Below are 26,075 nucleotides of genomic sequence, written 5' to 3'. Positions count from 1 at the left end.
GAGCGGGCCTGCGGCCCGCTTGGTGGATAAACAAAGCGTTATCCACCCTACGATGTCTGGCGTTCCGGGTAGGGTGGATGGCCCAAGCCATCCACCAGCGGATCAATGGCGGAAGTGGCGCATGCCAGTGAAGACCATCGCGATACCGGCTTCGTCGGCCGCGGCGATGACCTCTTCGTCACGCATCGAGCCGCCGGGCTGGATGACGGCGCTGATGCCGGCCTTGGCGGCGTTGTCGATGCCGTCGCGGAAGGGGAAGAACGCATCGGAGGCCATGACCGCGCCCTGCACCTGCAGGCCGGCGTGCTCGGCCTTGATCGCGGCGATGCGCGCGGAGTTGACGCGGCTCATCTGACCGGCGCCGACGCCGACGGTCTGGCGGTTCTTGGCGTAAACGATGGCGTTGGACTTGACGAACTTGGCCACCTTCCAGGCGAACACCAAGTCGTGGATTTCCTGCTCCGTGGGCGCGCGTTTGGTGACCACTTTCAGGTCATCGGTGGTGATCATGCCGATGTCGCGGCTCTGGATCAGCAGGCCGCCATTGACGCGCTTGTAGTCCCAACCCGGGGTGCGCTCGGCTGGCCACTGGCCGCATTCGAGCAGGCGGATGTTGGCCTTGGCAGCGACTACGGCGCGCGCTTCGGCGGAGATGCGGGGGGCGATGATCACCTCGACGAACTGGCGCTCGACGATGGCGCGGGCGGTCTCGCCGTCCAGCTCGCGGTTGAAGGCGATGATGCCGCCGAACGCCGATTCGCTGTCGGTGGCATAGGCCAGATCGTAGGCCTTGCGGATGCCGCCCTCGTCTTCCGGTACCACGGCGACGCCGCACGGGTTGGCATGCTTGACGATCACGCAGGCCGGTTTGACGAAGCTCTTCACGCATTCCAGCGCGGCATCGGTGTCGGCCACGTTGTTGAACGACAGTTCCTTGCCCTGCAGCTGGGTGGCGGTGGCGACGCAGGCCTCGTCCGGCTTCTCGACGTAGAAGGCGGCCTGCTGGTGCGGATTCTCGCCATAGCGCATGTCCTGCGCCTTGATGAACTGCATGCTGTAGGTGCGCGGGAACAGGCTGCGGCCCTCGGTGCTGAGGGTTTGCGCGTTCTGGTCGATGCCGCCGAGGTAGTTGGCGATCATGCCGTCATAGGCCGCGGTGTGCTCGAAGGCCTTGAGCGCCAGGTCGAAGCGCTGGGCGTAGGTCAGGCCGCCGTTCTTCAGGTTGTCGATCACCGCGGCGTAGTCGTCGGCGTTGACCACGATGGCAACGTCCTTATGGTTCTTCGCCGCGCTGCGGACCATCGTCGGGCCGCCGATGTCGATGTTCTCGATGGCATCCGGCAGGGTGCAGCCGGGCTTGGCCACGGTGGCGGCGAACGGGTAGAGATTGACTGCCACCAAGTCGATCGGCGCGATGCCGTGCTCGGCCATCACCGCGCCGTCGAGGTCGCGCCGGCCGAGGATGCCGCCGTGAATCTTCGGGTGCAGGGTCTTCACCCGACCGTCCATCATTTCCGGGAAGCCGGTGTAGTCTGCGACTTCCACGGCGTTGACGCCGTTTTCGCGCAGCAGCTTGAACGTGCCGCCGGTGGAGAGGATCTCGACACCGAGGGCGGCGAGTTCACGGGCGAAGTCGACGACGCCGGTCTTGTCGGACACGCTGATCAGCGCGCGGCGGACGGGAAGGCGGGTGGTCTGGTCGGTCATCTCGGATTCCATCAGGACAGAATTGAAAGAAAAAGGGCGCCGGCGCGGCGCCCTTCATCCAGCGAATCGGGTTACAGCAAGTCGTACTGCTTGAGTTTCTTGCGCAGGGTGCCGCGGTTCAGACCCAGCAGCTCGGAGGCCTTGGTCTGGTTGCCCTTGACGTAATTCATCACGGTTTCCAGCAGCGGCGCCTCGACTTCCGAGAGCACCAGATTGTAGACGTCCGTGACGTCGGCACCCTCGAGACGGGCGAAATAGTTGTGCAGCGCCTTCTCCACGCTGCCGCGAAGGGTATGCCCCGCTTCGCTCGGCGTGTTGAGGTGCTGCTTTAGGTTCACGTTGTCGCTCACGGATGCGGTTCCAGTTAGCAAGGTTTCGTTCAACAGCGTCATGCGGCCACCCCCTGTCCATCCCCCGAATCGGGCCTTGATCGTTGCTCGGCGAAGAACGCCCGAACGCTGGCAGCCTGTGCCGCCCTGTCTTCCAGGTGATTGAACCGGGCGCGGAATTCCCGGGCGCCCGGCAGTGTTTGCAGATACCAGCCGACGTGCTTGCGGGCGATGCGCGCACCCATGACATCGCCGTAGAAGGCGTGCAGAGCGTCCAGATGCTGCAGCACGGTGGCTTCGATGGCGTCGGACGATGGTTGGGCCAGTAGCTCTCCGGTGTCGAGGAAATGCTCGATCTCGCGGAAGATCCACGGCCGGCCCTGCGCCGCCCGGCCGATCAGCAGGGCATCGGCGCCGGTCGCCTGCAGCACTTGGCGTGCCTTGTGTGGCGAGTCGATGTCGCCATTGGCGAAAACCGGAATGGTCACCTGCTGCTTGATCGTCGCGATGGTGTCGTATTCGGCCTCGCCGGTATAGAGATCGGCGCGCGTACGGCCATGCACGGCCAGCGCGGCGATTCCACTCTGCTCGGCGATCCGCGCGATCGTCGAACCGTTGCGGTTCTGGCGGTCCCAGCCGGTGCGGATCTTCAGGGTCACGGGCACGTCGACGGCGGCGACCACGGCGTCGAGAATCTGCCCGACCAGCCGCTCGTCGCGCATCAACGCGGAGCCGGCGGCCTTGTTGCAAACCTTCTTGGCCGGGCAGCCCATGTTGATATCGATGATCTGTGCGCCCAGCTCGACGTTGCGCCGTGCCGCCTCGGCAAGCATCTGCGGATCACCGCCAGCGATCTGCACCGAGCGCGGCTCCGGCTCATCGGCATGCGGCATGCGCAGGCGCGACTTGCGGCTGTTCCACAGGCGCACGTCGCTGGTGAGCATTTCCGAGACCACCATGCCCGCGCCGAAGCGTCGGCAGAGCTGGCGGAACGGCTGATCGGTCACGCCGGCCATGGGCGCGAGAATCAGACGATTCGATAAGGTGTAGGGGCCGATGCGTACCGCTGACATGAAGATTCCCTGCCTGGAGCCTGCTTGTTAGGTCGATCGGGACTGCAAAAAAGGGTGGGCATAATACCCGCTCCGGATGACGGGTTAAAGGTGGTTTTGAACAAATTCTGAACAGTCTTCGGCTTATCGCCAATGGTTAGAAGCCGGCGCGGGACGCGGAATACGCTGCTCGCCGCGCTATTCCGGAGAGCGGAAGTTCAGACTGTAGTTCACCGCCTTCGAGCCCGGGTCGAGGATATCCAAGGCGATATGGATGGGGACCTGCGGGGGCATTTCCGTCTGTCCGGCGAGCTCGCCCGACAGGTATTCGCTGGGCTTGAAGCTGCGGCTTGCAATCAGTTTGCCGGTGAGATCGGCGAAGCGGATTTCCAGCAACGGAAACGGTTGGGCGAAGGGCGCACGGTTGTAGATGATGGCGTCCACCACCAGTGCGCCGCGAAAGTCCGGATGGCTGCGCACCACTAGGTTGCTACTGCGAATCTGGCTGACGTCAACCTTGCTCGGCAGGGTGCAACCCAGCGTCGGACAGAGACGCTCGAACCAGGGGCGATAGCGATCCTGGCGCGCCAGTTCGTCGAAGTTGTACGCCACGTACTGGCCGGCGAGGCCGAGCAGGGCGAGAAGATTCAGCGTGCCCCACGCCAGCCCACGGCCCCAGCGTTTGCGCGGTGGCTGCCAGGCGAGTTGCAGCGGCTCGTCGTCGAGTTCGAACAGTGGTGTGTTCGCCAGCTCCGGCTCGTGGCGCTGATTGGCCGTGTGGTTGGCAGACGATACTTCCGGTGCTGGCGCGGCCGGGGCTTCGTCCGCGCCGCCGATATCGGGCTCCACACGTGCAGGCGTCTCGTCGGCGTGGATCGCCGTGATCCGCTCGCTGGCGGTTGCCGTCTGGCTGGGCGGCAAGGGCGCTGCCGAAGCGGGGCTCGGCGGGAAGGATGGCGTGGTTTCGGTCGGTGCGATCGATTCCGGCGCCTCGATGGGCGCGGGTGAGTCACTCTCAGGCGTGGCGCGCGGTGTATCCGCTACGGCCGGCTCATCCGGCTCGGCGCGCGGCGGAGCAACGACTGCCGGCGGCGTACCGGCGGGCTCGCTGAAGCGCTGGGCAAGCTCGCGCTCCTGCGCTTCCAGCTTGGCCAGTTCCTCGTCGAGGTTGAGGCTGTCGAGATCCAGATCGTCGTGGATCCAACGACTCTCGTCTGCGCTCTGCGCGGTAGACGGCGCAGGCGGCTGAGCCGCCGGGCCGGCGACGACAAGTGGTGGCGTCGGATGCTCGTCGGCCAGCAGCTGACGCGCGGCATTGAACACTTCAAGGCAGGCCCCGCAACGCACCGCGCCACGCGCCGCGCCGAGTTGGCTGTGACTGACACGAAAGCTGGTGCGGCAGTGGGGACATTGAGTGATGAAGCTGCTCATGCGGGGTTCCGGCAAAAATTGCTCGCAAGTCTAGTTCATGCCCGTCGCGTGGCGACAGCGGATGCGGTTCAGCGGCGGGTTCCGCTGATGCGCACCCAGCCGTCCTTGTCGGCGGTCGGGTCGAGATCGAAGGCGCCTTCGTAGGCGCGGCGAACCTGCTCGGCCTGTTCGGCAAGAATGCCGGACAGCGCCAGTCGGCCGCCGGGCTTGACCAGCGTGGTGATCTGCGTTGCCAGTTGCACCAGCGGACCGGCGAGGATGTTGGCGACCACCACGTCGACCGCCTGCGCTGGTAGGTGTTCGGGCAGGTAGACCGGGAAAGCTTCGGCCGGCAGGCCGTTGCGGCCGGCATTGTCGCGCGAGGCTTCCAACGCCTGTGGATCGATGTCGGTGCCCAGCGCCGATTCGGCGCCGAGCAGCAGTGCGGCGATGCCGAGAATGCCCGAACCGCAGCCGAAGTCGAGTACGCGGCAGCCGGCCAGTTCCTGGCCGTCCAGCCACTCCAGGCACAGCGCAGTGGTCGGGTGGGTGCCGGTGCCGAAGGCCAGGCCGGGGTCGAGCAGCAGGTTGACTGCGTCCGGCTCCGGCGCGGTATGCCAGCTCGGCACGATCCACAGGCGGCGGCCGAAACGCATCGGCTGGAAGTTGTCCATCCAGCTGCGCTCCCAATCCTGATCTTCGATGCGTTCGATATGGTGCTCGGGCAGCTCGCCACCGCGCAGCAGGCGCAGGTGGGCGAGTACCGCGTCCGCATCGGTATCGGCCTCGAATAGCGCAAGCAGGTGGGTGTGACTCCACAACGGCGTGGTGCCCAGGTCCGGCTCGAAGATCGGCTGGTCCTCGCCATCCATGAACGTCACCGAGACGGCACCCAGCGCCAACAGCTGGTCCTCCAGCGCTGCGGCCTGATCGGGGGTTATGGCAAGGCGGATCTGCAACCAGGACATGGGGGCCTCTTGGGAAACGGGCGGGGCAAGGCGCGCAAGCTTACTGGAGGGCGTGGGTCGCGGCCAGTGCAGGGGATGGGAGAAGGTGGGGCGAAGGTTCTTTCCACCGCAGGTGCTTGGGGATAGGTGAAAAACCTCCGCGCGACCTTGTCATTCGGCGCCACAAACGACAAGGGCTGCCCGAAGGCAGCCCCTGTGTCAGCGCAGAGCCGTGGCTCAGTGCTTGTCCATACCCAATTTCTTTTCCAGGTAGTGGATGTTCACGCCGCCCTTACAGAAGCCTGCATCGCGCACCAGGTCGCGGTGCAGCGGGGCGTTGGTCTTGATGCCGTCGACGATCAGCTCGTCCAGGGCATTGCGCATGCGGCCCATCGCCTCGTCGCGGTTGGCGCCGAAGGTGATCAGCTTGCCGATCAGCGAATCGTAGTGCGGCGGTACCGCATAACCGTCGTAAAGGTGCGAATCGACGCGCACGCCATTGCCGCCCGGCGCGTGGAAGTGCTTCACCTTGCCCGGGCTGGGCATGAAGGTGCGCGGGTCTTCGGCGTTGATGCGGCATTCCACGGCGTGGCCGCGAATGACTACATCTTCCTGTTTGATCGACAGCTTCTGGCCGCCACCGATCAGCAGCATCTCCTTGACGATATCGACGCCGGTGACCATCTCGGTGACCGGGTGCTCGACCTGCACGCGGGTGTTCATCTCGATGAAGTAGAAGTTGCCGTCTTCATAGAGAAACTCGAACGTGCCGGCGCCGCGGTAGCCAATGTCGATGCAGGCCTGGACGCAGCGGGCCTGGACCTTGCGGCGGGCTTCTTCGTCGATCAGCGGAGCAGGGGCTTCCTCGATCACCTTCTGGTGGCGGCGCTGCAGCGAGCAGTCGCGGTCACCCAGGTGGATGGCATTGCCCTGGCCGTCGGCGAGCACCTGGATCTCCACGTGGCGCGGGTTGGTCAGGAATTTTTCGAGGTAGACCATCGAGTTGCCGAAGGCTGCACCGGCTTCGTTGCGGGTCAGCTTGGCCGAGGCGATCAGATCCTCTTCCTTGTGCACCACGCGCATGCCGCGACCACCGCCGCCGCCGGCGGCCTTGATGATCACCGGGTAGCCGACTTCACGGGCGATCTTCAGCGCCAGCTGTTCGTCTTCCGGCAGCGGGCCATCGGAGCCCGGCACGGTCGGTACACCGGCTTTCTTCATGGCGTGCTTGGCCGACACCTTGTCACCCATCAGACGGATGACGTCGGCGGTCGGGCCGATAAAGGTGAAGCCGGATTTCTCCACCTGCTCGGCGAAGTCGGCGTTCTCGGCCAGGAAGCCGTAGCCGGGATGGATGCCGTCCGCGCCGGTGACCTCTGCCGCGGCGATGATCGCCGGGATGCTCAGGTAGGACTGAGCGGAGGAGGCCGGGCCGATGCACACCGACTCATCGGCGAGCGACACGTGCATCAGATCGCGGTCGGCAGTCGAATGGACCGCTACGGTCTTGATGCCCAGTTCCTTGCAGGCACGCAGCACTCGCAGGGCGATTTCGCCGCGGTTGGCGATCAGTACTTTTTCCAACATCGCAGGCTCTCCGCGGTTCAAACGATGGTGAACAGCGGCTGGTCGTATTCGACCGGCTGACCATTCTCCACCAGGATGGATTCGATGGTGCCGCCGATTTCGGCCTCGATGTGGTTCATCATCTTCATGGCTTCGACGATGCAGAGGATGTCGCCTTTCTTGACGGTCTGGCCGACTTCGACGAACGCCTTGGCCTCCGGCGAGGATGCACGGTAGAAGGTGCCGACCATCGGCGAGCGAACCACGTTCCCGTTCAGCTTCGGTGCTGCCGGAGCGGCGTCGGCAGCCGGCGCGGCGGCGACTGGAGCAGGGGCCGGAGCGGCAGGGGCATGCGCGTAGACCGGTTGCTGCATCGCGACTTGCTTGCTGTGGCGGCTGATACGTACGGACTCTTCACCCTCGTGAATCTCGAGCTCGTCGATACCGGACTCTTCCAGCAGTTCGATCAGTTTCTTGACTTTGCGAATATCCATGAAGCAGTGACTCCCAGGTAAGTTCAAAGGGCATTGCTGCGCGCGTCTTCGAGGTCCGGCATGAGCACAGGCCTGTCAGGAAGCGGCGAGTTGTTCCAGGGCGGCCTCCAATGCCAGTCGGTAGCCGCTGGCGCCAAGGCCGCAGATCACTCCTACCGCTACGTCGGAGAAATAGGAGTGATGGCGGAAAGGTTCACGCTTGTGCACGTTGGACAAGTGCACTTCGATGAATGGGATGCTCACGGCCAGCAGCGCGTCACGTAATGCGACGCTGGTGTGGGTGAAGGCAGCCGGATTGATCAGGATGAAGTCGACGTCTTCGTCGCGAGCGGCGTGAATGCGCTCGATCAACTCGTATTCGGCGTTCGATTGCAGATGCAGGAGGTGATGGCCGCCGTCGCGCGCGCGCTGTTCCAGATCCTGATTGATCTGCGCCAGCGTCACGGCGCCGTACACACCGGGTTCACGGGTGCCGAGCAGGTTGAGATTGGGGCCGTGGAGCACGAGCAGCGTGGCCATTGGCGGTCCTTGTTGTTCTGGGCAAACGGCGGCGCGCGATGCGCCCACCGGAAAGGGGAAAAACTATGCCCGAAGCAAGGGCTGACTGTCCAGTCATGCAGCGATCGCCGGAAATGCCCGCATTATGACTGGAGATTGCTGCAACAGTCCCTAGAGCGAGCGCTCGGCGCGATCCAGCCGCTCGCCGAATTCCCGGGCGTCCAGTTCGCCGACGACGCGGACGTCCTTCAGTTCGTTGCCGGCGCGATCAAAGAACAGGATCGCCGGTGGACCGAACAGCTGGTAGCGGTCGAGCAGGGCGCGCTGCTCGGCGTTGCTGTCGGTGATGTCGAAACGGATCAGCCGATAACCAGCCAGCCGCGGCGCCACCTGTGGATGGGCAAAGACCTCGCGTTCGAAAACCTTGCAGCTGACGCACCAGTCGGCGTACCAGTCCAGCATCAGCGGCTGGCCAGCGGCGCGTGCGGCGGCCAGTTGTGCATCGAGTTCGGCCGTGGTGGCAAGGGTCAGCCAGCCATCGCCGGTCGCGCTGTCGGCCCGCACTGCGCTGGACTGGGGTAACGGCCGCAGCGGATCGGAGTTGCCCTGCAGCGCACCGACCCAGGCCGCCAGCGCGTAGACCAGCAGGACCAGTCCCAGCAGCTGCGCAAGCTTCTGCCGCGCGGTTTTCTGGGTGAACTCCAGGGTGCCGAGGAACAGCGCCGAACCGGCGGCGAGCAGACCCCACAATGCCAGCGCCAGCGGACCGGGCAACACGCGTTCGAGCATCCATACCGCGACTGCCAGCAGCAGGACGCCGAAGGTATTGCGCACACTGACCATCCACGGACCACTTCGGGGCAGCAGCGCGCCGCCGCCGGTGGCGAACAGCACCAGCGGTGCGCCCATGCCCAGGCCCAGGGCGAACAGCTTCAGGCCGCCGCCCAAGGCATCGCCGCTGGCGCTGATGTACAGCAGGGCACCGGCCAGCGGCGCGGAAACACAGGGCGATACCAGCAGGCTGGAAATCGCCCCGAGCAGCGCCGCGCCGGTGAACGAGCCGCCGCGGGCATTGCCGGCGACGCGATCGAGACGCGCCGACAGCGCCTGCGGCAGGCGCAGTTCGAACAGGCCGAACATGGCCAGCGCGAAGGCGACGAAGAACAGCGCGAAGGGCACCAGAATCCACGGCGACTGCAGGCGCGCCTGCAGATTCAGTTCGGCGCCGAATACGCCCATCAAAGCCCCGAGCAGAGCGAAGCCGCCCGCCATCGGCAGAACATAGGCCAGCGACAGCAGGAAGCTGCGCATGCCGCCCGTTTGGCCGCGCAGCACCACGCCGCTGAGGATGGGCAGCATCGGCAGCACACAGGGGGTGAACGTCAACCCCAGACCGGCGAGGAAGAACAGCCCGATCGCCCGCCAGGAAAGCTCGCCCTTTGCCTCTGGCGCATTCGGCGCGGCGGTAGATGCGGCGCCGATACCGCCGATGGTCAGATTCTCGGTTTCCGGCGGATAGCACAGTCCCTTGTCCGCGCAGCCCTGGTAGCTTACCTGCAGCGTGAAGGGGCGCTGCTCTGGATTGTCGACCGGCACCTCGATATCCAGTACGCCGTAGTAGACCTCCACCTCGCCGAAGTAGTCGTCGGTCTTCTGCTCACCGGCCGGCAGTTGCGCCTCGCCGATGGTGACGCCCGGTTCCTGGGTCTTGAATGCGAAGCGGTGGCGATAAAGGTAGTAACCCTCGGCGGCGACGAAACGCAGCTTCACCTGTGTTGGCGAGCTCTCTACCAGGCTTAGGCGAAAGGCCTCGCGCACCGGCAGGAAGTCCGCGCTGTTGTTGAGCGGGGCGCCGAGCGGGGCGCCAAGTGTGGGGCTTGGCTTACTGTCGAACAAACCGGCGCTGGCGGGCAGCACGACGAGGAAAAGCAGCAGGGTCAGCAGACGGCGCATGGCGATCTCACAGAAAACGTTGGCGCATGATAACCAAGCCGGGCGTTCACGACTCGCGTTGTATTGTCTCGTCGTGCAACCAGATCACCCCCTCGCGTTCGCTGCCGATCAGCGGTCGCAGCCCCTGACCGGCGCAGGGGCCGGCGACGCATTCGCCCGATTCGATCAGGAACAGCGCGCCATGGGTCGCGCATTGCAGGAGACTGCCGCTGCTGTCGAGGAACTGGTCGGGCAACCACTCAAGTGCGATTCCGCGGTGCGGGCAGCGATTTTCGTACAGGTACGGCACACCATCACGACGCACGGCCAGCACGCGGATCTGCGGCAGGACGAAACCGCGGCTCTGGCCTTCGACCAGTTCGTTCGACGCGCATAGACGGATCATCGGGGCTCCTCGCTCGGCCGGCGATTATCGCGCATCGGCGCGCGGCGGCACAGCGGGGCTGGCGGCGGCGGCAGCGCTCTCTATATGCTTGCCCGTTCATTTACTGGCGGACCAACCGGATGGGGCCTGTCCTTCACGCGCGCACACTGTTCCTGTCGCTCGGCCTGTTGCTGCCGCTGGTGCTGTGGCTGTCGCTGGCACTGGGGCCGGTGTCGCTGCCGCTGGGCGACACGCTGCGCGTGATTCCGGGACTGCTCGGCCTGGTACCGGATGATCCGCAGCTGGCGCAGGCCGCGCTGATCGTCGGCCAGCTTAGGCTGCCACGCGCCTTGCTGGGGCTGGCGGTAGGCGCCGTGCTGGCGCTTTCCGGAGTAGCCATGCAGGGGCTGTTTCGCAATCCGCTGGCCGATCCGGGACTGATCGGCGTGTCCAGCGGCGCGGCGCTGGGGGCGGCATTCGCCATCGTCGGCGGCGCATTGCTCGGCGGACTGCCGGAGGCACTCGAGCCGTACCTGTTGTCGCTGTGCGCGTTCGGCGGTGGACTGTGCGTCACTGCGCTGGTCTATCGGCTGGCGCACCGGAGCGGCCAGGCGGAGGTTTCGACCATGCTGCTTGCCGGCATCGCCCTGACCGCGTTGGCCGGCGCCCTGATCGGACTGTTCACCTACCTGGCCGACGATGCCACGCTGCGCATGCTGACCTTCTGGAATCTCGGCAGCCTCGGCAGCGCCAGCTACGGCCGGCTGTGGCCGCTGCTGCTGGTCACCGGCATCGTCGCGTTATGGCTGCCAACCCGTGCCAACGCGCTGAATGCGCTGCTGCTGGGCGAATCTGAGGCGCGACATCTGGGTTTCGAGGTCGAGCGGCTCAAGCGTGAGCTGGTGCTCTGTACCGCGCTGGGCGTCGGCGCCGCTGTGGCCGCCGCCGGGATGATCGGCTTCATCGGGCTGGTAGTGCCGCATCTGGTGCGCCTGCTGGCCGGTCCGGACCATCGTGTGGTGCTACCGGCGTCGGCCCTGGCCGGCGCGAGTCTGCTGTTGCTCGCCGATCTTGTCGCACGGCTGGCATTGCAGCCGGCCGAATTGCCGATCGGTATCGTCACGGCGCTGCTCGGCGCACCGTTCTTTCTGTATCTGCTGCTGCGAAGGCGTGCCTGATGCTGACTGCGACCAGAGTTGCGGTGCGGCGCGGCGCGCGGCTGGCCGTGCAGGGTATCGATCTGCGGTTGCACGCCGGAGAGCTGTTCGGTGTGCTCGGTCCCAACGGCGCCGGCAAGAGCAGCCTGCTCGGTGCGCTGAGCGGCGAGCTGTCGACCGCTGCCGGGGCGGTGTCGCTGCATGGTCGCGCCTTGGTCGACTGGCCGGCTCGCGAGCGGGCGCGTCATCTCGCGGTGTTGCCACAAAGCTCGACGTTGAACTTCGCCTTCCGCGTGGACGAAGTGGTGGCGCTGGGGCGTTTGCCGCACGACAGCGGGCGCGAGGCGGATGCGCGAATCGTCACCGAAGCGCTGGAGGCGGCCGATGCCGCGCATTTGCGTGCGCGCAATTATCTGGAGCTGTCCGGTGGCGAGCGCCAGCGCGTGCATCTGGCGCGGGTGCTGGCGCAACTCTGGCCGGGGGGCGAGGGGCAGGTGCTACTGCTCGATGAGCCGACTTCCATGCTCGATCCGGCGCACCAGCACAGGGTCCTTCGGGTGTTGAGGGATGTCGCGGGCCGCGGCGCGGCCGTGTTGGTGATCCTGCATGATCTGAACCTGGCCGCGCGCTATTGCGACCGCCTGCTGCTGCTTGCCGAAGGCTGCAACCGCGCGAGCGGGACGCCGCGTGAGGTTCTGCGGGCCGACCTGCTGCAGAGCGTCTTCGACTTGGAGGTGCTGGTGCAGCGTCATCCGGAGCGTGATCATCCACTTATCATTGCCCGTTGAGGAGCTAGCCTTGCGCATTTTCGTCTTGCCGTTGTTGCTGCTGTTGCTTTCGGCTTGTCAGACGTTGCCTCCATTGCCCGAATGGCAGAGCCCGGAGGGGCGCGGGCACGCAGACCTTGGGGCGATCGTCGATCTGCGCAGTGGCGAGCGGCTGAGCGCCGCACAGCTGGTCCAGCGGCTGGCGGAGGCGGATTACGTGCTGGTCGGCGAGCGCCATGACAATCCCGATCATCATGCGCTGCAGCTCTGGCTGCTGCAGGCGCTGGCCGAGCGGCGCAGTCAGGGCAGCCTGCTGCTGGAGATGCTGACGCCGGAGCAGCAGCCCGCGGTGGCTCGGACGCAAACGCAGCTGCGTCGCGGCGAGCCGGTGGAGGATCTACCGACCACCTTGGCCTGGTCACCAGGGTGGCCATGGAGGCTCTACGGTCCGCTGGTCAGCTATGCGCTAGCGCAGCCTTTCTCGCTTATGCCAGCGAATCTGACGCGCGCCGAGATCGGCCAGATCTACCGGGAGGTTCCGCACCTGCCCGATGGCGAGTCCACGCGTGCCGAGGTTGCTGAGGCGTTGCGCGCGCAGATCGTCGACTCTCACTGCGGAATGCTGCCGGACAGCCAGGTGCCGGCCATGCTGGCGGTGCAACAGCAGCGCGACCGGCGCATGGCCGCACGCCTGCTGGCGGCGCCGAAGCCGACGATGTTGATCGCCGGGGGCTTTCACGCGCGCCGCGATCTCGGTGCGCCCTTGCACCTGCGTGATCTCGGGGGCTCGGGCAACGTCCAGGTGCTGATGCTTGCCGAGGTCGGCGAACGTGTGGCGGCGCAGCAGGCGAATTTCGTCTGGTACACGCCGGCGCAGCCGGCCAAGGACTACTGCGAACAGATGCGCAAGCGCTGAGCAACCGGGACATGTTTGCCGGACAAAAAAAGACCCGACAGAGTCGGGTCTAAAACCGTGATTAGCCTGATGAGGAGATAACCTGAAAGTCCGACTGCCTGGGCCTTCAGTTACCGGCTGATCTCGCGACCAGTTGAGGTAATAGTAACAATTCTCATTAGCAAGTCAACGCTTGAGATAAAAGAATTTTCGGCGTCGTCATGCTGGAACGGCCAAGCGTAACTGAGTGACTTCCTTGTTCAGCAGATCGATGCGTCGCGCCATGCTTTCGATGAGGCTGTGGGCGATACGGGGATTGTTCTGTGTGAGGCTGAGGAATTGCTCTTTGGGAATCACCATGACGGTGCATGGTTCGCTGGCAACTACAGTGGCGTTGCGCCTTTCGCGCGTAAAAACGGCCATCGCCCCAAAAATCTCGTCCTTCTGCACATCGCCGACTTTCTGCCCGTCGACGAGAGCTTCCGCGCGGCCGTCGACGATGATGAACACGTTGTCGGCCTCATCGCCCTGACGGATCAGTTCGTCGCCGGCAGCGAAATGGCGGAACCCGGTGGCCGGTCTGACGTCCGGCTGACGCAGACGCGCCAGGGCATCGCCGAGCAGCGCGGTGTGTCCGCTGAGGTACTGGATGAGCAGCTCCTGGCGGTGCGTGTCGGCTTGGATATGCGCGAGCACTTTGCTGCGGGCGTAAGGAATCAGGCGGACAGGTTCATCGCTGCAGTACCGGCAGGGCGGCAGTTCGCTGCCCTGATGCAAGCCGAGGAGATCGCCTTCCTGCAGATAGAACAGTGGTTTGTCATCGATTCGCGCATGCAGCAGGCCACTGTCGACGAGATACAGCCGTTCGGCGGCAAGTTCGCTGCCGAGGTCGTCGGTGTGCCCGTACTCGATGGGCGCAGCGCAGGGGGGCAGCCCGTCGAGCAACTGGCCCGGAATACTCTGCAGAAGGCTGATCAGACGATCGGCATAGGCCGGTTGCTCTCCGAGTAGATACATGTCGGTAATCCTTGAACGAACAGGCGAAATCGATGCTGATGCGGTTGGCGCACAATAGGCACGGCCTTTGGGGGAGTAAATCCTGGCCGGTGGAGGTTGTGAGCTAGCTCTTATTGTGACCTTCGTCGAGAAGCCGGTTCAGCTCGTCCTTCAGCGACGTCGGAAGCTCCTGCCAAGGCAGATCGCGCAGCGCGCCTTCGATGGCATACAGGAGTACGCGGGAGGCGCTGAAACCGCGGGCTTTGACCGCCCGGTAAGAGCCTACCGCGCCGAGACGGCGCAGGTCGGCGGCGGTATGAATGCCGGAGGCGTGCAGCCACTGTGAGGAAGTCTTGCCGAGGTTGCGCAGGGTGAGCAGTTCATCGTGCATGGCAGCTTCCTTGCGTAGCTACTGGGTGGAATAACCTGCAAGAAAATGGAGTGGCCAACGAACGCGTCGTGACGCCTGCACATCGCCCCACGCCTCGCGCAGCGAAGCCTGTACGACGGCAATCGGGTCGCTGCCGTGCGTTTGCTGCCACTTCGTCACGGCCGACCAGGTACGCAGGTAGCCGATCAGCTGATCGAAGCTCCAGGTCGCCTCGAGGGCGAAGGGCGGAACGGCGAGTCGCGCGAAAGGCAGATGAATGTCCCGATAACCGGCGTCGACGCTTGCGCGGCCGGTCGGCCAGTATCCGGCGAGCGTCTTGCCGTGCAGTCGATTGACGATTTCGTCCAGCGCCGGATCAATTTCCAGCAAGCTATAGCACCAGGCGCAGAACAGCCCGCCCGGTTTCAGCGCCCGGCGCGCCTGGGCAAAGAAGGCCGGCGAGGCGAACCAGTGCAGCGCCTGGGCCACCACGATCAGATCCAGCTGGTTGTCCTTGAGCGGCAACTGTTCGGCCTCCGCGACGAATCGCTCGACGGACTCCCAGTGCGCGCCTGCATCCAATTGCGCGGCGCTGGCGTCACAGGCGAGCACGCGACGGAAGTGCTGCTGCAGCGGCAGGCTGGCCTGGCCATTGCCGGCGGCGATATCCAGCGCCATGCCGGTTTGCCGGCATTGACCGGCCAGCCAGGCGAACAGGCTGGCTGGGTAATGCGGGCGAAACTGCGCATAGCCGCTGGCGCGTACCGAGAACAGTTCGACGCTGTCACGTGTGGCCTGAGGTGCGGGCGGGGTGGGCGTGGAGCAGCCGGACATGTTCGGTTTCCGCGTATGAGGTGCGTGTGAGTATAGAAGGGGCGCCACGATCTGCTCGCGGTGCCCCTGGCTCAGACGCCCGGCAGATGCTGGCGAATGGCTTCGACCAAGCTGTCGAGGCTGCCGGCATCGTGGGTGTCGATGCGCCGGCTGCGCGACTGTTCCTGCTCGCTGAGCGGATCGCGACCGGCTTGCTGCGCACGGATCACCTCCTGCGTGGCATCCGAAGGGTCACCCCCCTCGGCTTGGCGCTGCGCGAGCCACTGATCCAGCACCGCATCCGGCGCATGGCAGTCGAGGATCAGAAAGGGTACGCCGGTGGCTTCGGCAATCTGCCAGGCCGCTTCGCGCTGCGCCTGCTTGAGGTAGGTCGCGTCGATGACGACCGGAAAGCCAGCGAGCAAGGCGTGTTCGGCAAGCTGGTGCAACCGCTGGTAGGTCGCTGTGCTGGCATCCTGACTGTAAATGCCGGCGTTGAGGTGGCCTTGCTGGTCGGCCGCCTGCACCCCGTACAGGCGCTTGCGCTCGACATCCGAGCGCAGGCGCACGGTGCCCAGGGCTTCGACCAGACGCAGCGCCACATGGCTCTTGCCGACGGCCGATACACCGTGGGTGATCGCCAGAAAGCGCGACGGGATGGCGCTGTAGCTCTCCGCCAGGTTGGCGTAGCTGCGGTACTGACGCACGATCACCTTGCGCTCCACCGCGTCCTGCTCCTGATACAGACGGAACAGGCTGACCTTGGCGCGCACCAGGGCACGATAGGCCTTGTACAGGTTGAGCAGCTCGAGCGCGGCGTAGTCGCCGGTGCGCTCCAGCCAGCCATTGAGGAAGCGTCGTGCCTGGCATTTCAGGCCGCGGTCCTCGAGGTCCATCGCGAGGAAGGCGGCATCCGAAGCGATGTCGATCAGGCGGAACGGCTCGTTGAATTCGATGCAGTCGAACAGCACCACCTCGCCGTCGATCAGTGTGGCGTTGCCCAGGTGCAGATCGCCGTGACATTCGCGGACGAAGCCTTCCTGGCAGCGCCGCTGGAGCAGCGGCCACAGGCGGCTGATGCTGGTTTCGGTCCATTCCTGCAGGGCGTCGAGCTGACGCAGATCGGCGTCTTCGCTCAGCAACGGGCGAATCTGCTCGAAGTTCTGTCGCATCGGCGCGACGATCGCCTCGGGTGTGTTGAGCGGGTGATTAGCGGCCACCTGCGGGGTCTGCAGGTGGAAGGAGGCGATCTGCCGCGCCAGCGCATCGATGTGAGCGTCGGTCAGCTCGCCGCGCGCCTGGATTTCCGCCAGCAATTGCGATTGCGGAAATTCGCGCATTTTCAGCGCATATTCGATGGGGGCACCCGCGCCATCCAGCTGCGGCGCCTGTTCGCTACCGGTGATCGGCAGCACTTCCAGGTACAGGCCGGCGGCCATGCGCTGGTTCAGGCGCAGTTCTTCTTCGCAGAAGTGCTTGCGTGCCGCCAGCGCGGTGAAGTCGAGAAAGCCGAAGTCCACCGGCTTCTTGATCTTGTAGGCGAACTGGCCGGTGAGAATGACCCAGGAGATGTGTGTTTCGATGACCCGCAAGTCGTCGACCGGATGCGGATAGAGGGCCGGATTCTGCAGGGCGGCGATCAGTGCTTGGCTCACGGTCTTTCCTTGTTGAAGTTGTTGGAGGCGGCGTGGTGCTTCGCTGAGAAGCCCGTCACGCGGTCGAAAACCCCGGCATTATGGCGACTGAGGCCCAGGCTGCAAACCGCCGAGAGGGCGTCTGACCGTCACGGCAAAGCTGCGTATAATGCGCCGCCATGACTAGATCCCGCTCTTCCCGTAGCCGCTCGAAACGCCGTGCCGGTAGTGCTCGCCCCTGGTTGGGGTGGGTGCTGAAACTCTCTATCGTCGGCCTGGTGATCCTCGCCGGGTTCGCCATTTACCTGGATGCCGTGGTGCAGGAGAAATTCTCCGGCAAGCGCTGGACCATCCCGGCCAAGGTCTACGCTCGCCCGCTCGAACTGTTCGTCGGACAGAAGCTGGCCAAGGACGATTTCCTCACCGAACTCGACGCGCTGGGCTATCGCCGCGAGAAGGCGGTCAGCGGTCCGGGCAGTGCTTCGGTCGCCGCTAACAACGTCGAGCTGCATACCCGCGGCTTCCAGTTCTACGAGGGCGCGGAGGAGTCGCAGCGGGTGCGCGTGCGCTTTTCCGGTGACTTCGTCGCGGGGCTCAATCGCGCCAACGGCGGCCAGCTGGCGGTCGCGCGGCTCGAGCCGCTGCTGATAGGTGGGCTGTATCCGGCGCATAACGAGGATCGCATCCTGATCAAGCTCGATCAGGTGCCGCCGTATCTGGTGGAGACGCTGGTGGCGGTCGAGGACCGCGAATTCTTCGACCATTTCGGCGTGTCTCCCAAGTCGATCGCCCGCGCTGTCTGGGTCAACCTGACGGCCGGTCAGGTGCGCCAGGGCGGCAGTACGCTGACCCAGCAGCTGGTCAAGAACTTCTACCTGACCAACGAGCGCAGCCTCAGCCGCAAGGCCACCGAGGCGATGATGGCGGTGCTGCTGGAGCTGCATTACGACAAGCAGGAGATCCTCGAGGCCTATCTCAACGAGGTGTTCCTCGGGCAGGACGGCCGGCGCGCGATCCACGGCTTCGGTCTGGCCAGCCAGTACTTCTTCGGCCGACCGCTGGCCGAGCTCAAGTTGCATCAGGTGGCGCTGCTGGTGGGTATGGTCAAGGGGCCGACCTATTACAACCCGCGGCGCAACCCGGAACGCGCCCTGGAGCGGCGCAACCTGATTCTCGACATGCTGGCCGAGCAGCAGGTGGTGACCGCCGAGGAAGCCGCCGCAGCCAAGCAGTTGCCGCTGGGGGTAACGCAGCGTGGCAGCATGGCGGACAGTTCCTATCCGGCGTTCCTCGATCTGGTCAAACGCCAGCTGCGCGAGGACTACCGCGAAGAAGACCTCACCGAAGAGGGGCTGCGCGTTTTCACCAGCTTCGATCCGATTCTGCAGCTCAAGGCCGAGTCGGCGATGAGCGAGACGCTCAAGCGCCTCGGCAAGGGTGCGGAAGCCGTCGAGGGCGCAATGCTGGTGACCAACCCGGAAACCGGCGAGATCCAGGCTATGCTCGGCAGCCGGCAGCCGGGTTATGCGGGCTTCAACCGGGCGCTGGATGCGGTGCGGCCAATCGGCTCGTTGATCAAGCCGGCGATCTATCTCGCCGCGCTGGAGCGGCCCAGCCAGTACACCCTGACCAGCCTGCTGGAGGACGAACCGTTTTCGGTCAAGGGCGGCGACGGCAAGGTCTGGAAACCGCAGAACTATGGTCGCCAGGCCTATGGCACGGTGTACCTGTACCAAGCGCTGGCGAACTCCTACAACCTGTCGACCGCACGCCTGGGGCTCGATCTCGGTGTGCCGACCGTACTCAAGACGCTGGCGCGCCTGGGCGCCTCACCGGACTGGCCGGCCTACCCGTCGATGCTGCTGGGCGCCGGTGGCTTGCGACCGATCGAAGTCGCGGACATGTACCAGACCCTCGCCAACGGTGGTTTCAACACGCCGTTGCGCGGCATTCGCAGCGTGCTGACCGCCACCGGCGAGCCGCTCAAGCGCTACCCGTTCCAGATCGAGCAGCGCTTCGATGCTGGCGCTATCTACCTCACGCAGTACGCAATGCAGCGGGCGATGCACGAGGGGACCGGGCGCTCGGCCTACAACCGCCTGCCACGGTCGCTGAATCTGGCCGGCAAGACCGGAACCACCAACGATTCGCGCGACAGCTGGTTTGCCGGCTTCAGCCAGGATCTGCTGGCGGTGGTTTGGCTTGGTCGCGACGACAACGGCAAGACCTCCCTGACCGGCGCCACCGGGGCGCTGCAGGTCTGGACCGATTTCATGCGCCGCGCCGATCCGCTGCCGCTGAACATGCCGCTGCCGGACAATGTCGTGCAGGTCTGGGTCGACTCCGGTAGCGGCCAGGCGACCGACCAGCGCTGCCCGGGCGCGGTGCAGATGCCCTATATTCGCGGCAGTGAGCCGGCCGCCGGGCCTGGCTGCGGGCTCCAGGCACCGGCCGAATCGGTCATGGACTGGGTACGAGGCTGGCTGCAGTGATTCGCCGGATTTGGCTATTCGCGTTTTTTAAGAGGTTTGCAGATTGAACAGGCAATGGATGATCTTACTGGCCGCCGCGGCCCTGCTTCCCGGCTGCGCCACGGTTGACCGACGGGCGATCCCGGTGGTTGATGCGGGTGCGCCGGTTTCCGAAGAAATGGCTGCGCGCCAGGCGTACCGGGCGCCGGGCGGCGCTCCTGCGCCCCGGGCGCTGCCGGAGGATTCCGGTGTGACGGTAATGGTGCCGCCGGGCACTTCGGCTCCGCTGCAGACTTACGCAGCACCGGATGGTGGCATCGTCGGCTCGATCGATCCTGCGCCGATGTCTCAGGGTGCGTGGAATGCTGCACCGCCGTCGGCACCCTCCATGGCCGCTCCTGCGCCCGCGCCGCAGCCGAGCGGCATTCCCTCTTCGCGCGGCCTTTCGGCGGACGAACAGCTTGACGGCCCGGTGCTGGCGCTGTTGACCACCGCACAGCAGTTGCAGGGCAGTGGTGATCTCAACGGTGCCGCCTCCAGCCTGGAGCGCGCGCAACGGATCGCTCCGCGTGAGCCGCAGGTGCTCTACCGCCTGGCACAGGTGCGGCTGGCGCAGGGCGATGCGGTACAGGCCGAGCAGCTTTCCCGTCGCGGTCTGAGCTACGCCAGCGGACGACCTGCTCTGCAAGCCAGCCTGTGGGAGCTGATCGCCCAGGCGCGGGAACGCCAGGGTGATGCCGCGGGTGCGGCCCAGGCGCGCGAGCGCGCGAAGGTCGCTCTGTGATGGACGAGCGGCTAGCGGACGTGGCGCAGCAGTTGCTGCTGATCGAGCGGGAATTGCGTGTGCTCGGGCTGTGGGCGTCAGTGCCGCCGTCGCCCGTGGCGCTGGCCAGCGCTGAGCCCTTCTGTGTCGACACGCTGGAGTTCGAGGAATGGCTGCAGTGGATTTTCCTGCCGCGGATGAAGGTGATTCTTGAGGAGGGTCAGCCTTTGCCGTCGGTGTCCGGTATCCATCCGATGGCAGAGGTGGTGTATCGGGAGCGCCCCGTGGGGGGCTTGCTTGCTGCTCTGCTCGAATTCGATCGTCTGATTGCCAACGAATAACGCCGCGAGGCGGCGCTGCGCGTCGGACCAGGGGCGAGGAGGTTTTACTGCTTGCAGTTCTCCTCGATCTTTTGCTTCGTTTCGGCAATGCGCGATTGGCGTTCCTCTTCCTTCAGGCGGCGCACTTCGCCGTTTTCCTCGACGCGTACGCGCGGATTGTTTTGCAGTTGCGCCAGGTTAGTCTGCAATGTCTCGCAATAGCGCTTGCGCTCGGCTTCCTGTTCGGCAACCTGCTGCTTGACCTTGCGGTCGATTTTCTCCTGATCCACCAGTGACGCGCTGCTTTCACTGGCGTCTGGCTCGGCGGCGGCGGGCTTCGGTGGCGGTGTGACCGTATTCAGAGTTTGGGCGGCCTGGCCTTGCGGCGGTTGCGCACTGAAGTGGGTGATGCCCTGCGCGTCGACCCATTTGTATACCTGCGCGGCCATTGTGCTGCTACTCAGGGCGAGCAGGAGGCTGCCGACAATAACCATCGATCGCATGTGTTTTCCTTCGTGTGAGCGGAACAGCGGCACTATACCCAAAAGCCCGGGTGCCGCTGCTGCTCCAGATCACAGCCTGAATGTACCTCAACGCAACGGCAAGCTTGACTTGCCGGCGCCGAATCCGAACAATCCGAAACTTGCTGTCCTGAGCCGCTTCGCCGCAAGTGATACCGGCTCAGCCTAGACAGACATGAGGTGCTACCCGCGCCGACCTGCATCACCCGCAACGCGTTACCTCGCGCTGGGTGGAGAGCCCGCGACAACAGGGTTTCTTCCAATACTGGCTCAGTCAGTGGCTGACGTAGTCGGCGACCACCGTCGCTCATGCCCTGCCGGCAGTAAACCTATTTCAGGTGGCTCCGATCCGGGAGTCGCTATCTGGCGTTTCAGAGGTGAACAACGTGGAACTCTTATCCGGCGCTGAAATGGTCGTCCGCTTTCTGCGTGACGAAGGCGTTAAATACATCTACGGGTACCCGGGCGGTGCCGTTCTGCATATCTACGATGCACTTTTCAAGGAAAAGTCCATCGAGCACATCCTGGTTCGTCACGAGCAGGCTGCCACCCACATGGCCGATGGCTATGCGCGTGCGACCGGCAAGGCCGGCGTGGTGCTGGTGACCTCCGGTCCTGGGGCGACCAACGCCATCACCGGTATCGCTACAGCGTTCATGGACTCGATCCCGATGGTGGTCATCTCCGGTCAGGTGCCCAGCACCATGGTCGGCACTGATGCCTTCCAGGAAACCGACATGATCGGCATCTCCCGGCCCATCGTGAAGCACAGCTTCATGATCAAGCATCCGTCGGAAATCCCCGAGGTGATGAAGAAGGCGTTCTATCTCGCCGAGTCCGGGCGTCCAGGGCCGGTTGTCATCGACATCCCGAAGGATATGACCAACCCGGCCGAAAAATTCGAATACGTCTACCCGAAGAAGGCCAAGCTGCGTTCGTACAGCCCGGCTGTGCGTGGGCATTCGGGGCAGATTCGCAAAGCGGCGGAACTCCTGCTGGGGGCCAAACGGCCCATCATCTACGCCGGTGGCGGCGTGGTCCTGGGCGGTGCCTCGGCGCAGCTGACCGAGCTGGCGAAGATGCTTAATCTGCCGGTGACCAACACCTTGATGGGCCTGGGATGCTATCCGGGCAGCGATCGCCAGTTCGTCGGCATGCTTGGCATGCACGGCAGCTACACCGCCAACCTGGCCATGCACCATTCCGACGTGATCCTGGCGGTGGGTGCGCGTTTCGATGATCGCGTCATCAATGGTGCGGCGAAGTTCTGCCCGAACGCCAAGATCATCCATATCGACATCGACCCGGCATCCATCTCCAAGACCATCAAGGCCGACATCCCGATCGTCGGCCCAGTCGACAGCGTGCTGACCGAGATGGTCGCCATCGTCAAGGAAATTGGCCAGGCGCCCAACGCCGAGACGGTCGCCAGCTGGTGGAAGCAGATCGATGAGTGGCGCGGCAACCGCGGGCTGTTCCCCTACGACAAGGGCGATGGTTCGATCATCAAGCCGCAGACCGCCATCGAAATACTCTGCGAAGTGACCAAGGGCGAGGCCTATGTGGCCTCGGACGTCGGTCAGCACCAGATGTTCGCCTGCCAGTACTATAAGTTCGATAAACCCAACCGCTGGCTCAACTCCGGCGGCCTCGGCACCATGGGCTTCGGTCTGCCGGCAGCTATGGGCGTGAAGCTGAATTTCCCCGAAGCCGATGTCGCGGTGGTGACGGGGGAGGGCAGCATCCAGATGAATATCCAGGAGCTGTCCACCTGCCTGCAGTACGACCTGCCGGTGAAGATCATCAACCTCAACAACGGTGCGCTGGGTATGGTCCGCCAGTGGCAGGACATGGTGTACAACAGTCGCTACTCGCACTCCTACATGGAGTCGCTGCCGGACTTCGTCAGGCTGGCCGAGGCCTACGGCCACGTCGGTATGCGCATCACCGACCTGAAGGACCTCAAGCCGAAAATGGAAGAGGCCTTTGCCATGAAGGATCGCCTGGTATTCCTCGATATTGCCGTTGACACCAGCGAGCACGTCTATCCGATGCAGATCAAAGACGGCGCGATGCGTGATATGTGGCTGAGCAAGACGGAGCGGACCTGATCATGAGACACATCATTTCCCTTTTGATGGAAAACGAACCGGGCGCACTGTCTCGCGTGGTCGGGTTGTTCTCGCAGCGCAACTACAATATCGAGAGCCTGACCGTGGCGCCGACCGAGGATCCGACGCTGTCACGCCTGACCCTGACCACCATTGGCCACGAGGAGGTGATCGAGCAGATCACCAAGAACCTCAACAAGCTGGTGGAAGTCGTCAAGTTGGTGGACTTGTCGGAGAGCGCACATATCGAGCGTGAGCTCATGCTCATCAAGGTCAAGGCTACCGGCGCCCAGCGCGCCGAGGTCAAGCGCACCACCGACATCTTCCGCGGACAGATCGTCGATGTGACCACCAGCGTCTATACCATCCAGTTGGCCGGAACCAGCGACAAGTTGGACAGTTTCATCCAGGCCATCGGAACCGCAGCGATTCTTGAGGTTGTACGCAGTGGCGTCACCGGGATATCCCGGGGCGACAAGGTACTGAGCATCTGACTGGCCACGCTCGCTGAGCCAGTTGGCAACGTTTTTATCGAATGGCCCACGAGGCCGGTAACAGGGGTAGTTTCATGAAGGTTTCATACGATAAAGATTGCGATCTTTCGATCATCCAGGGCAAGAAAGTCGCCATCATCGGTTACGGTTCCCAGGGCCACGCGCATGCGTGCAACCTGAAGGACTCCGGGGTTGACGTCACCGTCGGCCTGCGTCCGGGCTCGTCCTCGATCGCCAAGGCCGAGGCTCATGGCCTCAAGGTCAGTGATGTGCCGGCAGCCGTCGCGGCCGCCGACCTGGTGATGATCCTGACTCCCGACGAGTTCCAGGGTCGTCTGTACAAGGACGAGATCGAGCCGAACCTGAAGAAGGGCGCAACCCTGGCCTTCGCCCATGGCTTTTCGATCCACTACAATCAGGTGGTGCCGCGCGCCGACCTCGACGTAATCATGATCGCGCCGAAAGCGCCGGGCCACACCGTGCGTTCCGAGTTCGTGCGTGGCGGCGGCATCCCTGACCTGATCGCCATCTATCAGGATGCTTCCGGCAATGCGCGTAACGTTGCGCTGTCGTACGCCTGCGGCGTTGGCGGCGGTCGTACCGGCATCATCGAAACCACCTTCAAGGACGAGACCGAAACTGACCTGTTCGGTGAGCAGGCCGTGCTTTGTGGCGGTTGTGTCGAGCTGGTCAAGGCCGGTTTCGAAACCCTGGTTGAGGCGGGTTACGCCCCGGAAATGGCCTACTTCGAATGCCTGCATGAGCTGAAGCTGATCGTCGACCTGATGTTCGAAGGCGGCATTGCCAACATGAACTACTCGATTTCCAACAACGCCGAGTACGGCGAGTACGTCACCGGCCCGGAAGTCATCAACGCCGAATCCCGTGCCGCCATGCGCAATGCCCTCAAGCGCATCCAGAATGGCGAATACGCCAAGATGTTCATCACCGAAGGCGCCGCGAATTACCCGTCCATGACGGCCTATCGTCGCAACAACGCGGCGCACGGTATCGAAGTGGTCGGCGAGAAGCTGCGTGCGATGATGCCTTGGATCGCGGCAAACAAGATTGTCGATAAGAGCAAGAACTGATCTCTGTTCTGCTGGAGAAACGCGGCCTCGGCCGCGTTTTTTCGTTTTGGTGTCCAGTCATCTGGTATAAAACGAGTGTTTGGCCTGACCTGAACCGCCTGTCTTCAGGCTTGGTCGAATTTATCCGTACCTGTTGTGAAGGTGATAGTGCATGAATGAGCAACCTGAAGAGCCGAACAAGGCGGTTGAGGCGGAAAGCATTCTGCCGATCGACGAGCACGTCGAGGAGACTCAAGGTCCCGATGGTCGAAAGGTCCGCCATCGCGGAATCTATCTGCTGCCTAATCTGTTCACCACGGCCAATCTATTTGCCGGGTTCTTTTCCATCATCACGGCGATCAACGGAAATTTTTACGTGGCTGCGGCGACTGTTTTCGTGGCGATGGTACTCGACAGTCTGGATGGGCGCGTGGCTCGTCTGACCAACACGCAAAGCGCGTTCGGTGCTGAATACGACTCTCTCTCGGATATGGTCGCTTTCGGGCTTGCGCCAGCGGTTTTGGCTTATGAATGGGCGCTGTCCGAGCTGGGTAACGTCGGGCTGACGGTGGCCTTCATTTATGTGGCTTGCGCGGCGTTGAGATTGGCACGGTTCAATACCCAGATTGGCAAGGTCGATAAGCGCTGGTTTATCGGATTGGCAAGCCCTGCGGCCGCCGGGGTGGTTGCAGGTTGGGTATGGGCTGTCTGGGCGTTGGACGAACAAGGTGTTCGTGGTGCGGACCTACCGCTTGTGCTGGTCATGCTGTTTGCGCTGATGGTTGCCGCTGCTGGTCTACTAATGGTCAGCAATATCAAGTACTACAGCTTCAAGGACCTCGATCTAAAAGGGCGCGTGCCATTCGTGGCGATCTTGGTCGTGGTGCTGGTGTTTGCTGTCGTGTTTAGCGACCCCCCGCGAGTCTTGCTGCTTATCTTTCTTGCATATGCCGCCTCCGGTCCCGTCCAGCATTTGATGCAGATGCGTCGGCGCAAACGCATCGAAGATTGATTTTCGCGCAGCGCCGTCAGCGTCTGCCGGCGCTCTTTTTTGCCTAGTGTCCAAATAATGGTTGACGCACACTTTCAGTCCTCTATAATGCGCACCACTTCTGGCGCGGTCCTCTGCTAAAAGTTCTTGCAAATCAACAAGTTACTTGAGATTGAGGGTTGTGCTGGTGGCGGATTCGAGTAGAATGCGCCGGGCTGGCAGGGTGGTGGTTGAGTCCTGTTGGTGGCTTCGGTCGGATTGATCGGAAGCGGTGAAAGAGGTGGTTGACAGCGGTTTTGAACGCTGTATGATTCGCCTCCCGCTGACGAGAGATGAAGATTGATCGGAGCGGCAAGCGGTTGAGTAGAAAAGAGATTTTCGA

25 protein-coding genes are annotated in these 26,075 nt (G+C 63.9%); 10 read left to right on the top strand and 15 right to left on the bottom strand.

Annotation, left to right across the window (positions count from 1 at the left end; all coding sequences use genetic code 11):
* Positions 1-102 precede the first annotated feature (102 nt).
* From purH to U8L64_RS15485, 10 genes are all read right to left on the bottom strand, one after another.
* A complete protein-coding gene (gene purH / locus U8L64_RS15530; RefSeq protein ID WP_043298130.1) occupies positions 103-1,707 on the bottom strand; it encodes a bifunctional phosphoribosylaminoimidazolecarboxamide formyltransferase/IMP cyclohydrolase in 1,605 nt (534 codons plus the stop codon).
* Between the two features lie 71 nt (positions 1,708-1,778).
* A complete protein-coding gene (gene fis / locus U8L64_RS15525; RefSeq protein ID WP_043298129.1) occupies positions 1,779-2,099 on the bottom strand; it encodes a DNA-binding transcriptional regulator Fis in 321 nt (106 codons plus the stop codon).
* Positions 2,096-3,109 carry a tRNA dihydrouridine synthase DusB gene (gene dusB, locus U8L64_RS15520; protein WP_043298128.1) on the bottom strand — a complete coding sequence of 338 codons (1,014 nt, stop codon included), beginning with the start codon at positions 3,107-3,109 and terminating at the stop codon, positions 2,096-2,098. The genes fis and dusB overlap by 4 nt, the downstream gene beginning before the upstream one ends.
* A gap of 177 nt (positions 3,110-3,286) precedes the next feature.
* Positions 3,287-4,519: a DUF3426 domain-containing protein gene (locus tag U8L64_RS15515; protein WP_102829562.1), complete on the bottom strand. Its 1,233-nt coding sequence runs from the start codon at positions 4,517-4,519 to the stop codon at positions 3,287-3,289.
* A gap of 68 nt (positions 4,520-4,587) precedes the next feature.
* Positions 4,588-5,466, bottom strand: coding sequence for a 50S ribosomal protein L11 methyltransferase (gene prmA / locus U8L64_RS15510; RefSeq protein ID WP_043298126.1), 879 nt, complete (start codon positions 5,464-5,466; stop codon positions 4,588-4,590).
* Between the two features lie 216 nt (positions 5,467-5,682).
* Complete coding sequence (accC, locus tag U8L64_RS15505; protein WP_043298125.1) at positions 5,683-7,032, bottom strand: acetyl-CoA carboxylase biotin carboxylase subunit; 1,350 nt, start codon at positions 7,030-7,032, stop codon at positions 5,683-5,685.
* A gap of 17 nt (positions 7,033-7,049) precedes the next feature.
* Positions 7,050-7,505 carry an acetyl-CoA carboxylase biotin carboxyl carrier protein gene (accB, locus tag U8L64_RS15500; RefSeq protein ID WP_043298124.1) on the bottom strand — a complete coding sequence of 152 codons (456 nt, stop codon included), beginning with the start codon at positions 7,503-7,505 and terminating at the stop codon, positions 7,050-7,052.
* Positions 7,506-7,580: 75 nt separating this feature from the next.
* A complete protein-coding gene (gene aroQ / locus U8L64_RS15495; RefSeq protein ID WP_043298123.1) occupies positions 7,581-8,024 on the bottom strand; it encodes a type II 3-dehydroquinate dehydratase in 444 nt (147 codons plus the stop codon).
* 150 nt (positions 8,025-8,174) lie between these two features.
* Positions 8,175-9,956 (bottom strand): protein-disulfide reductase DsbD, encoded by a 1,782-nt coding sequence (locus U8L64_RS15490; protein ID WP_054095250.1) that lies wholly within the window; start codon positions 9,954-9,956, stop codon positions 8,175-8,177.
* Between the two features lie 46 nt (positions 9,957-10,002).
* Positions 10,003-10,341, bottom strand: coding sequence for a Rieske (2Fe-2S) protein (locus tag U8L64_RS15485; protein ID WP_043298121.1), 339 nt, complete (start codon positions 10,339-10,341; stop codon positions 10,003-10,005).
* A 119-nt stretch (positions 10,342-10,460) separates the two neighbouring features.
* On the opposite strand from U8L64_RS15485, the gene U8L64_RS15480 reads away from it, so the two are divergent.
* From U8L64_RS15480 to U8L64_RS15470, 3 genes are read left to right on the top strand one after another with little or no spacing between them, the layout of a single operon-like run.
* Positions 10,461-11,498, top strand: coding sequence for a FecCD family ABC transporter permease (locus U8L64_RS15480; RefSeq protein WP_333398206.1), 1,038 nt, complete (start codon positions 10,461-10,463; stop codon positions 11,496-11,498).
* Complete coding sequence (locus tag U8L64_RS15475) at positions 11,498-12,265, top strand: heme ABC transporter ATP-binding protein (RefSeq protein WP_333398205.1); 768 nt, start codon at positions 11,498-11,500, stop codon at positions 12,263-12,265. Before U8L64_RS15480 ends, U8L64_RS15475 begins: the two co-directional genes overlap by 1 nt.
* A gap of 10 nt (positions 12,266-12,275) precedes the next feature.
* Entirely contained in the window at positions 12,276-13,160 is an 885-nt protein-coding gene (locus U8L64_RS15470) for a ChaN family lipoprotein (protein WP_333398204.1), read from the top strand.
* A 198-nt stretch (positions 13,161-13,358) separates the two neighbouring features.
* On the opposite strand, the gene U8L64_RS15465 is transcribed toward U8L64_RS15470, so the two are convergent.
* The 4 genes from U8L64_RS15465 to U8L64_RS15450 form a co-directional block, all read right to left on the bottom strand.
* A complete protein-coding gene (locus tag U8L64_RS15465; RefSeq protein WP_054095247.1) occupies positions 13,359-14,156 on the bottom strand; it encodes a cyclic nucleotide-binding domain-containing protein in 798 nt (265 codons plus the stop codon).
* Positions 14,157-14,259: 103 nt separating this feature from the next.
* A complete protein-coding gene (locus U8L64_RS15460; RefSeq protein WP_043298116.1) occupies positions 14,260-14,526 on the bottom strand; it encodes a TfoX/Sxy family protein in 267 nt (88 codons plus the stop codon).
* Between the two features lie 18 nt (positions 14,527-14,544).
* Positions 14,545-15,339 carry a class I SAM-dependent methyltransferase gene (locus U8L64_RS15455; RefSeq protein WP_138300358.1) on the bottom strand — a complete coding sequence of 265 codons (795 nt, stop codon included), beginning with the start codon at positions 15,337-15,339 and terminating at the stop codon, positions 14,545-14,547.
* Positions 15,340-15,410: 71 nt separating this feature from the next.
* A complete protein-coding gene (locus U8L64_RS15450) occupies positions 15,411-16,973 on the bottom strand; it encodes a bifunctional aminoglycoside phosphotransferase/ATP-binding protein (RefSeq protein WP_333398203.1) in 1,563 nt (520 codons plus the stop codon).
* A gap of 158 nt (positions 16,974-17,131) precedes the next feature.
* On the opposite strand from U8L64_RS15450, the gene mrcB reads away from it, so the two are divergent.
* Genes mrcB through U8L64_RS15435 form a run of 3 tightly spaced genes read left to right on the top strand, consistent with a single transcriptional unit; the run spans position 17,132 to position 20,527 of the window.
* Complete coding sequence (gene mrcB, locus U8L64_RS15445) at positions 17,132-19,444, top strand: penicillin-binding protein 1B (RefSeq protein WP_333398202.1); 2,313 nt, start codon at positions 17,132-17,134, stop codon at positions 19,442-19,444.
* 58 nt (positions 19,445-19,502) lie between these two features.
* Positions 19,503-20,207 carry a tetratricopeptide repeat protein gene (locus U8L64_RS15440; protein ID WP_333398201.1) on the top strand — a complete coding sequence of 235 codons (705 nt, stop codon included), beginning with the start codon at positions 19,503-19,505 and terminating at the stop codon, positions 20,205-20,207.
* On the top strand, positions 20,207-20,527 hold the full coding sequence (locus U8L64_RS15435; protein WP_054095242.1) for a YqcC family protein: 321 nt from the start codon (positions 20,207-20,209) through the stop codon (positions 20,525-20,527). The genes U8L64_RS15440 and U8L64_RS15435 overlap by 1 nt, the downstream gene beginning before the upstream one ends.
* A gap of 44 nt (positions 20,528-20,571) precedes the next feature.
* On the opposite strand, the gene U8L64_RS15430 is transcribed toward U8L64_RS15435, so the two are convergent.
* Complete coding sequence (locus U8L64_RS15430; protein ID WP_043298111.1) at positions 20,572-21,009, bottom strand: DUF4124 domain-containing protein; 438 nt, start codon at positions 21,007-21,009, stop codon at positions 20,572-20,574.
* A 404-nt stretch (positions 21,010-21,413) separates the two neighbouring features.
* Here U8L64_RS15430 and U8L64_RS15425 point away from each other — a divergent pair, with 404 nt between their 5' ends.
* The 4 genes from U8L64_RS15425 to pssA all read left to right on the top strand — a co-directional run bounded on the left by U8L64_RS15425 (position 21,414) and on the right by pssA (position 25,714).
* Positions 21,414-23,138, top strand: coding sequence for an acetolactate synthase 3 large subunit (locus tag U8L64_RS15425; protein WP_043298261.1), 1,725 nt, complete (start codon positions 21,414-21,416; stop codon positions 23,136-23,138).
* Positions 23,139-23,140: 2 nt separating this feature from the next.
* On the top strand, positions 23,141-23,632 hold the full coding sequence (ilvN, locus tag U8L64_RS15420) for an acetolactate synthase small subunit (RefSeq protein WP_003288852.1): 492 nt from the start codon (positions 23,141-23,143) through the stop codon (positions 23,630-23,632).
* Positions 23,633-23,706: 74 nt separating this feature from the next.
* Complete coding sequence (gene ilvC / locus U8L64_RS15415; RefSeq protein ID WP_008568878.1) at positions 23,707-24,723, top strand: ketol-acid reductoisomerase; 1,017 nt, start codon at positions 23,707-23,709, stop codon at positions 24,721-24,723.
* 151 nt (positions 24,724-24,874) lie between these two features.
* Complete coding sequence (pssA, locus tag U8L64_RS15410) at positions 24,875-25,714, top strand: CDP-diacylglycerol--serine O-phosphatidyltransferase (protein WP_043298110.1); 840 nt, start codon at positions 24,875-24,877, stop codon at positions 25,712-25,714.
* Positions 25,715-26,075: the final 361 nt, after the last annotated feature.

The organism is Pseudomonas sp. FIP_A4, assembly GCF_036701605.1.
GTDB classification, from domain to species: domain Bacteria; phylum Pseudomonadota; class Gammaproteobacteria; order Pseudomonadales; family Pseudomonadaceae; genus Stutzerimonas; species Stutzerimonas phenolilytica.
This window is presented reverse-complemented; position numbering and strand designations above follow the sequence as displayed.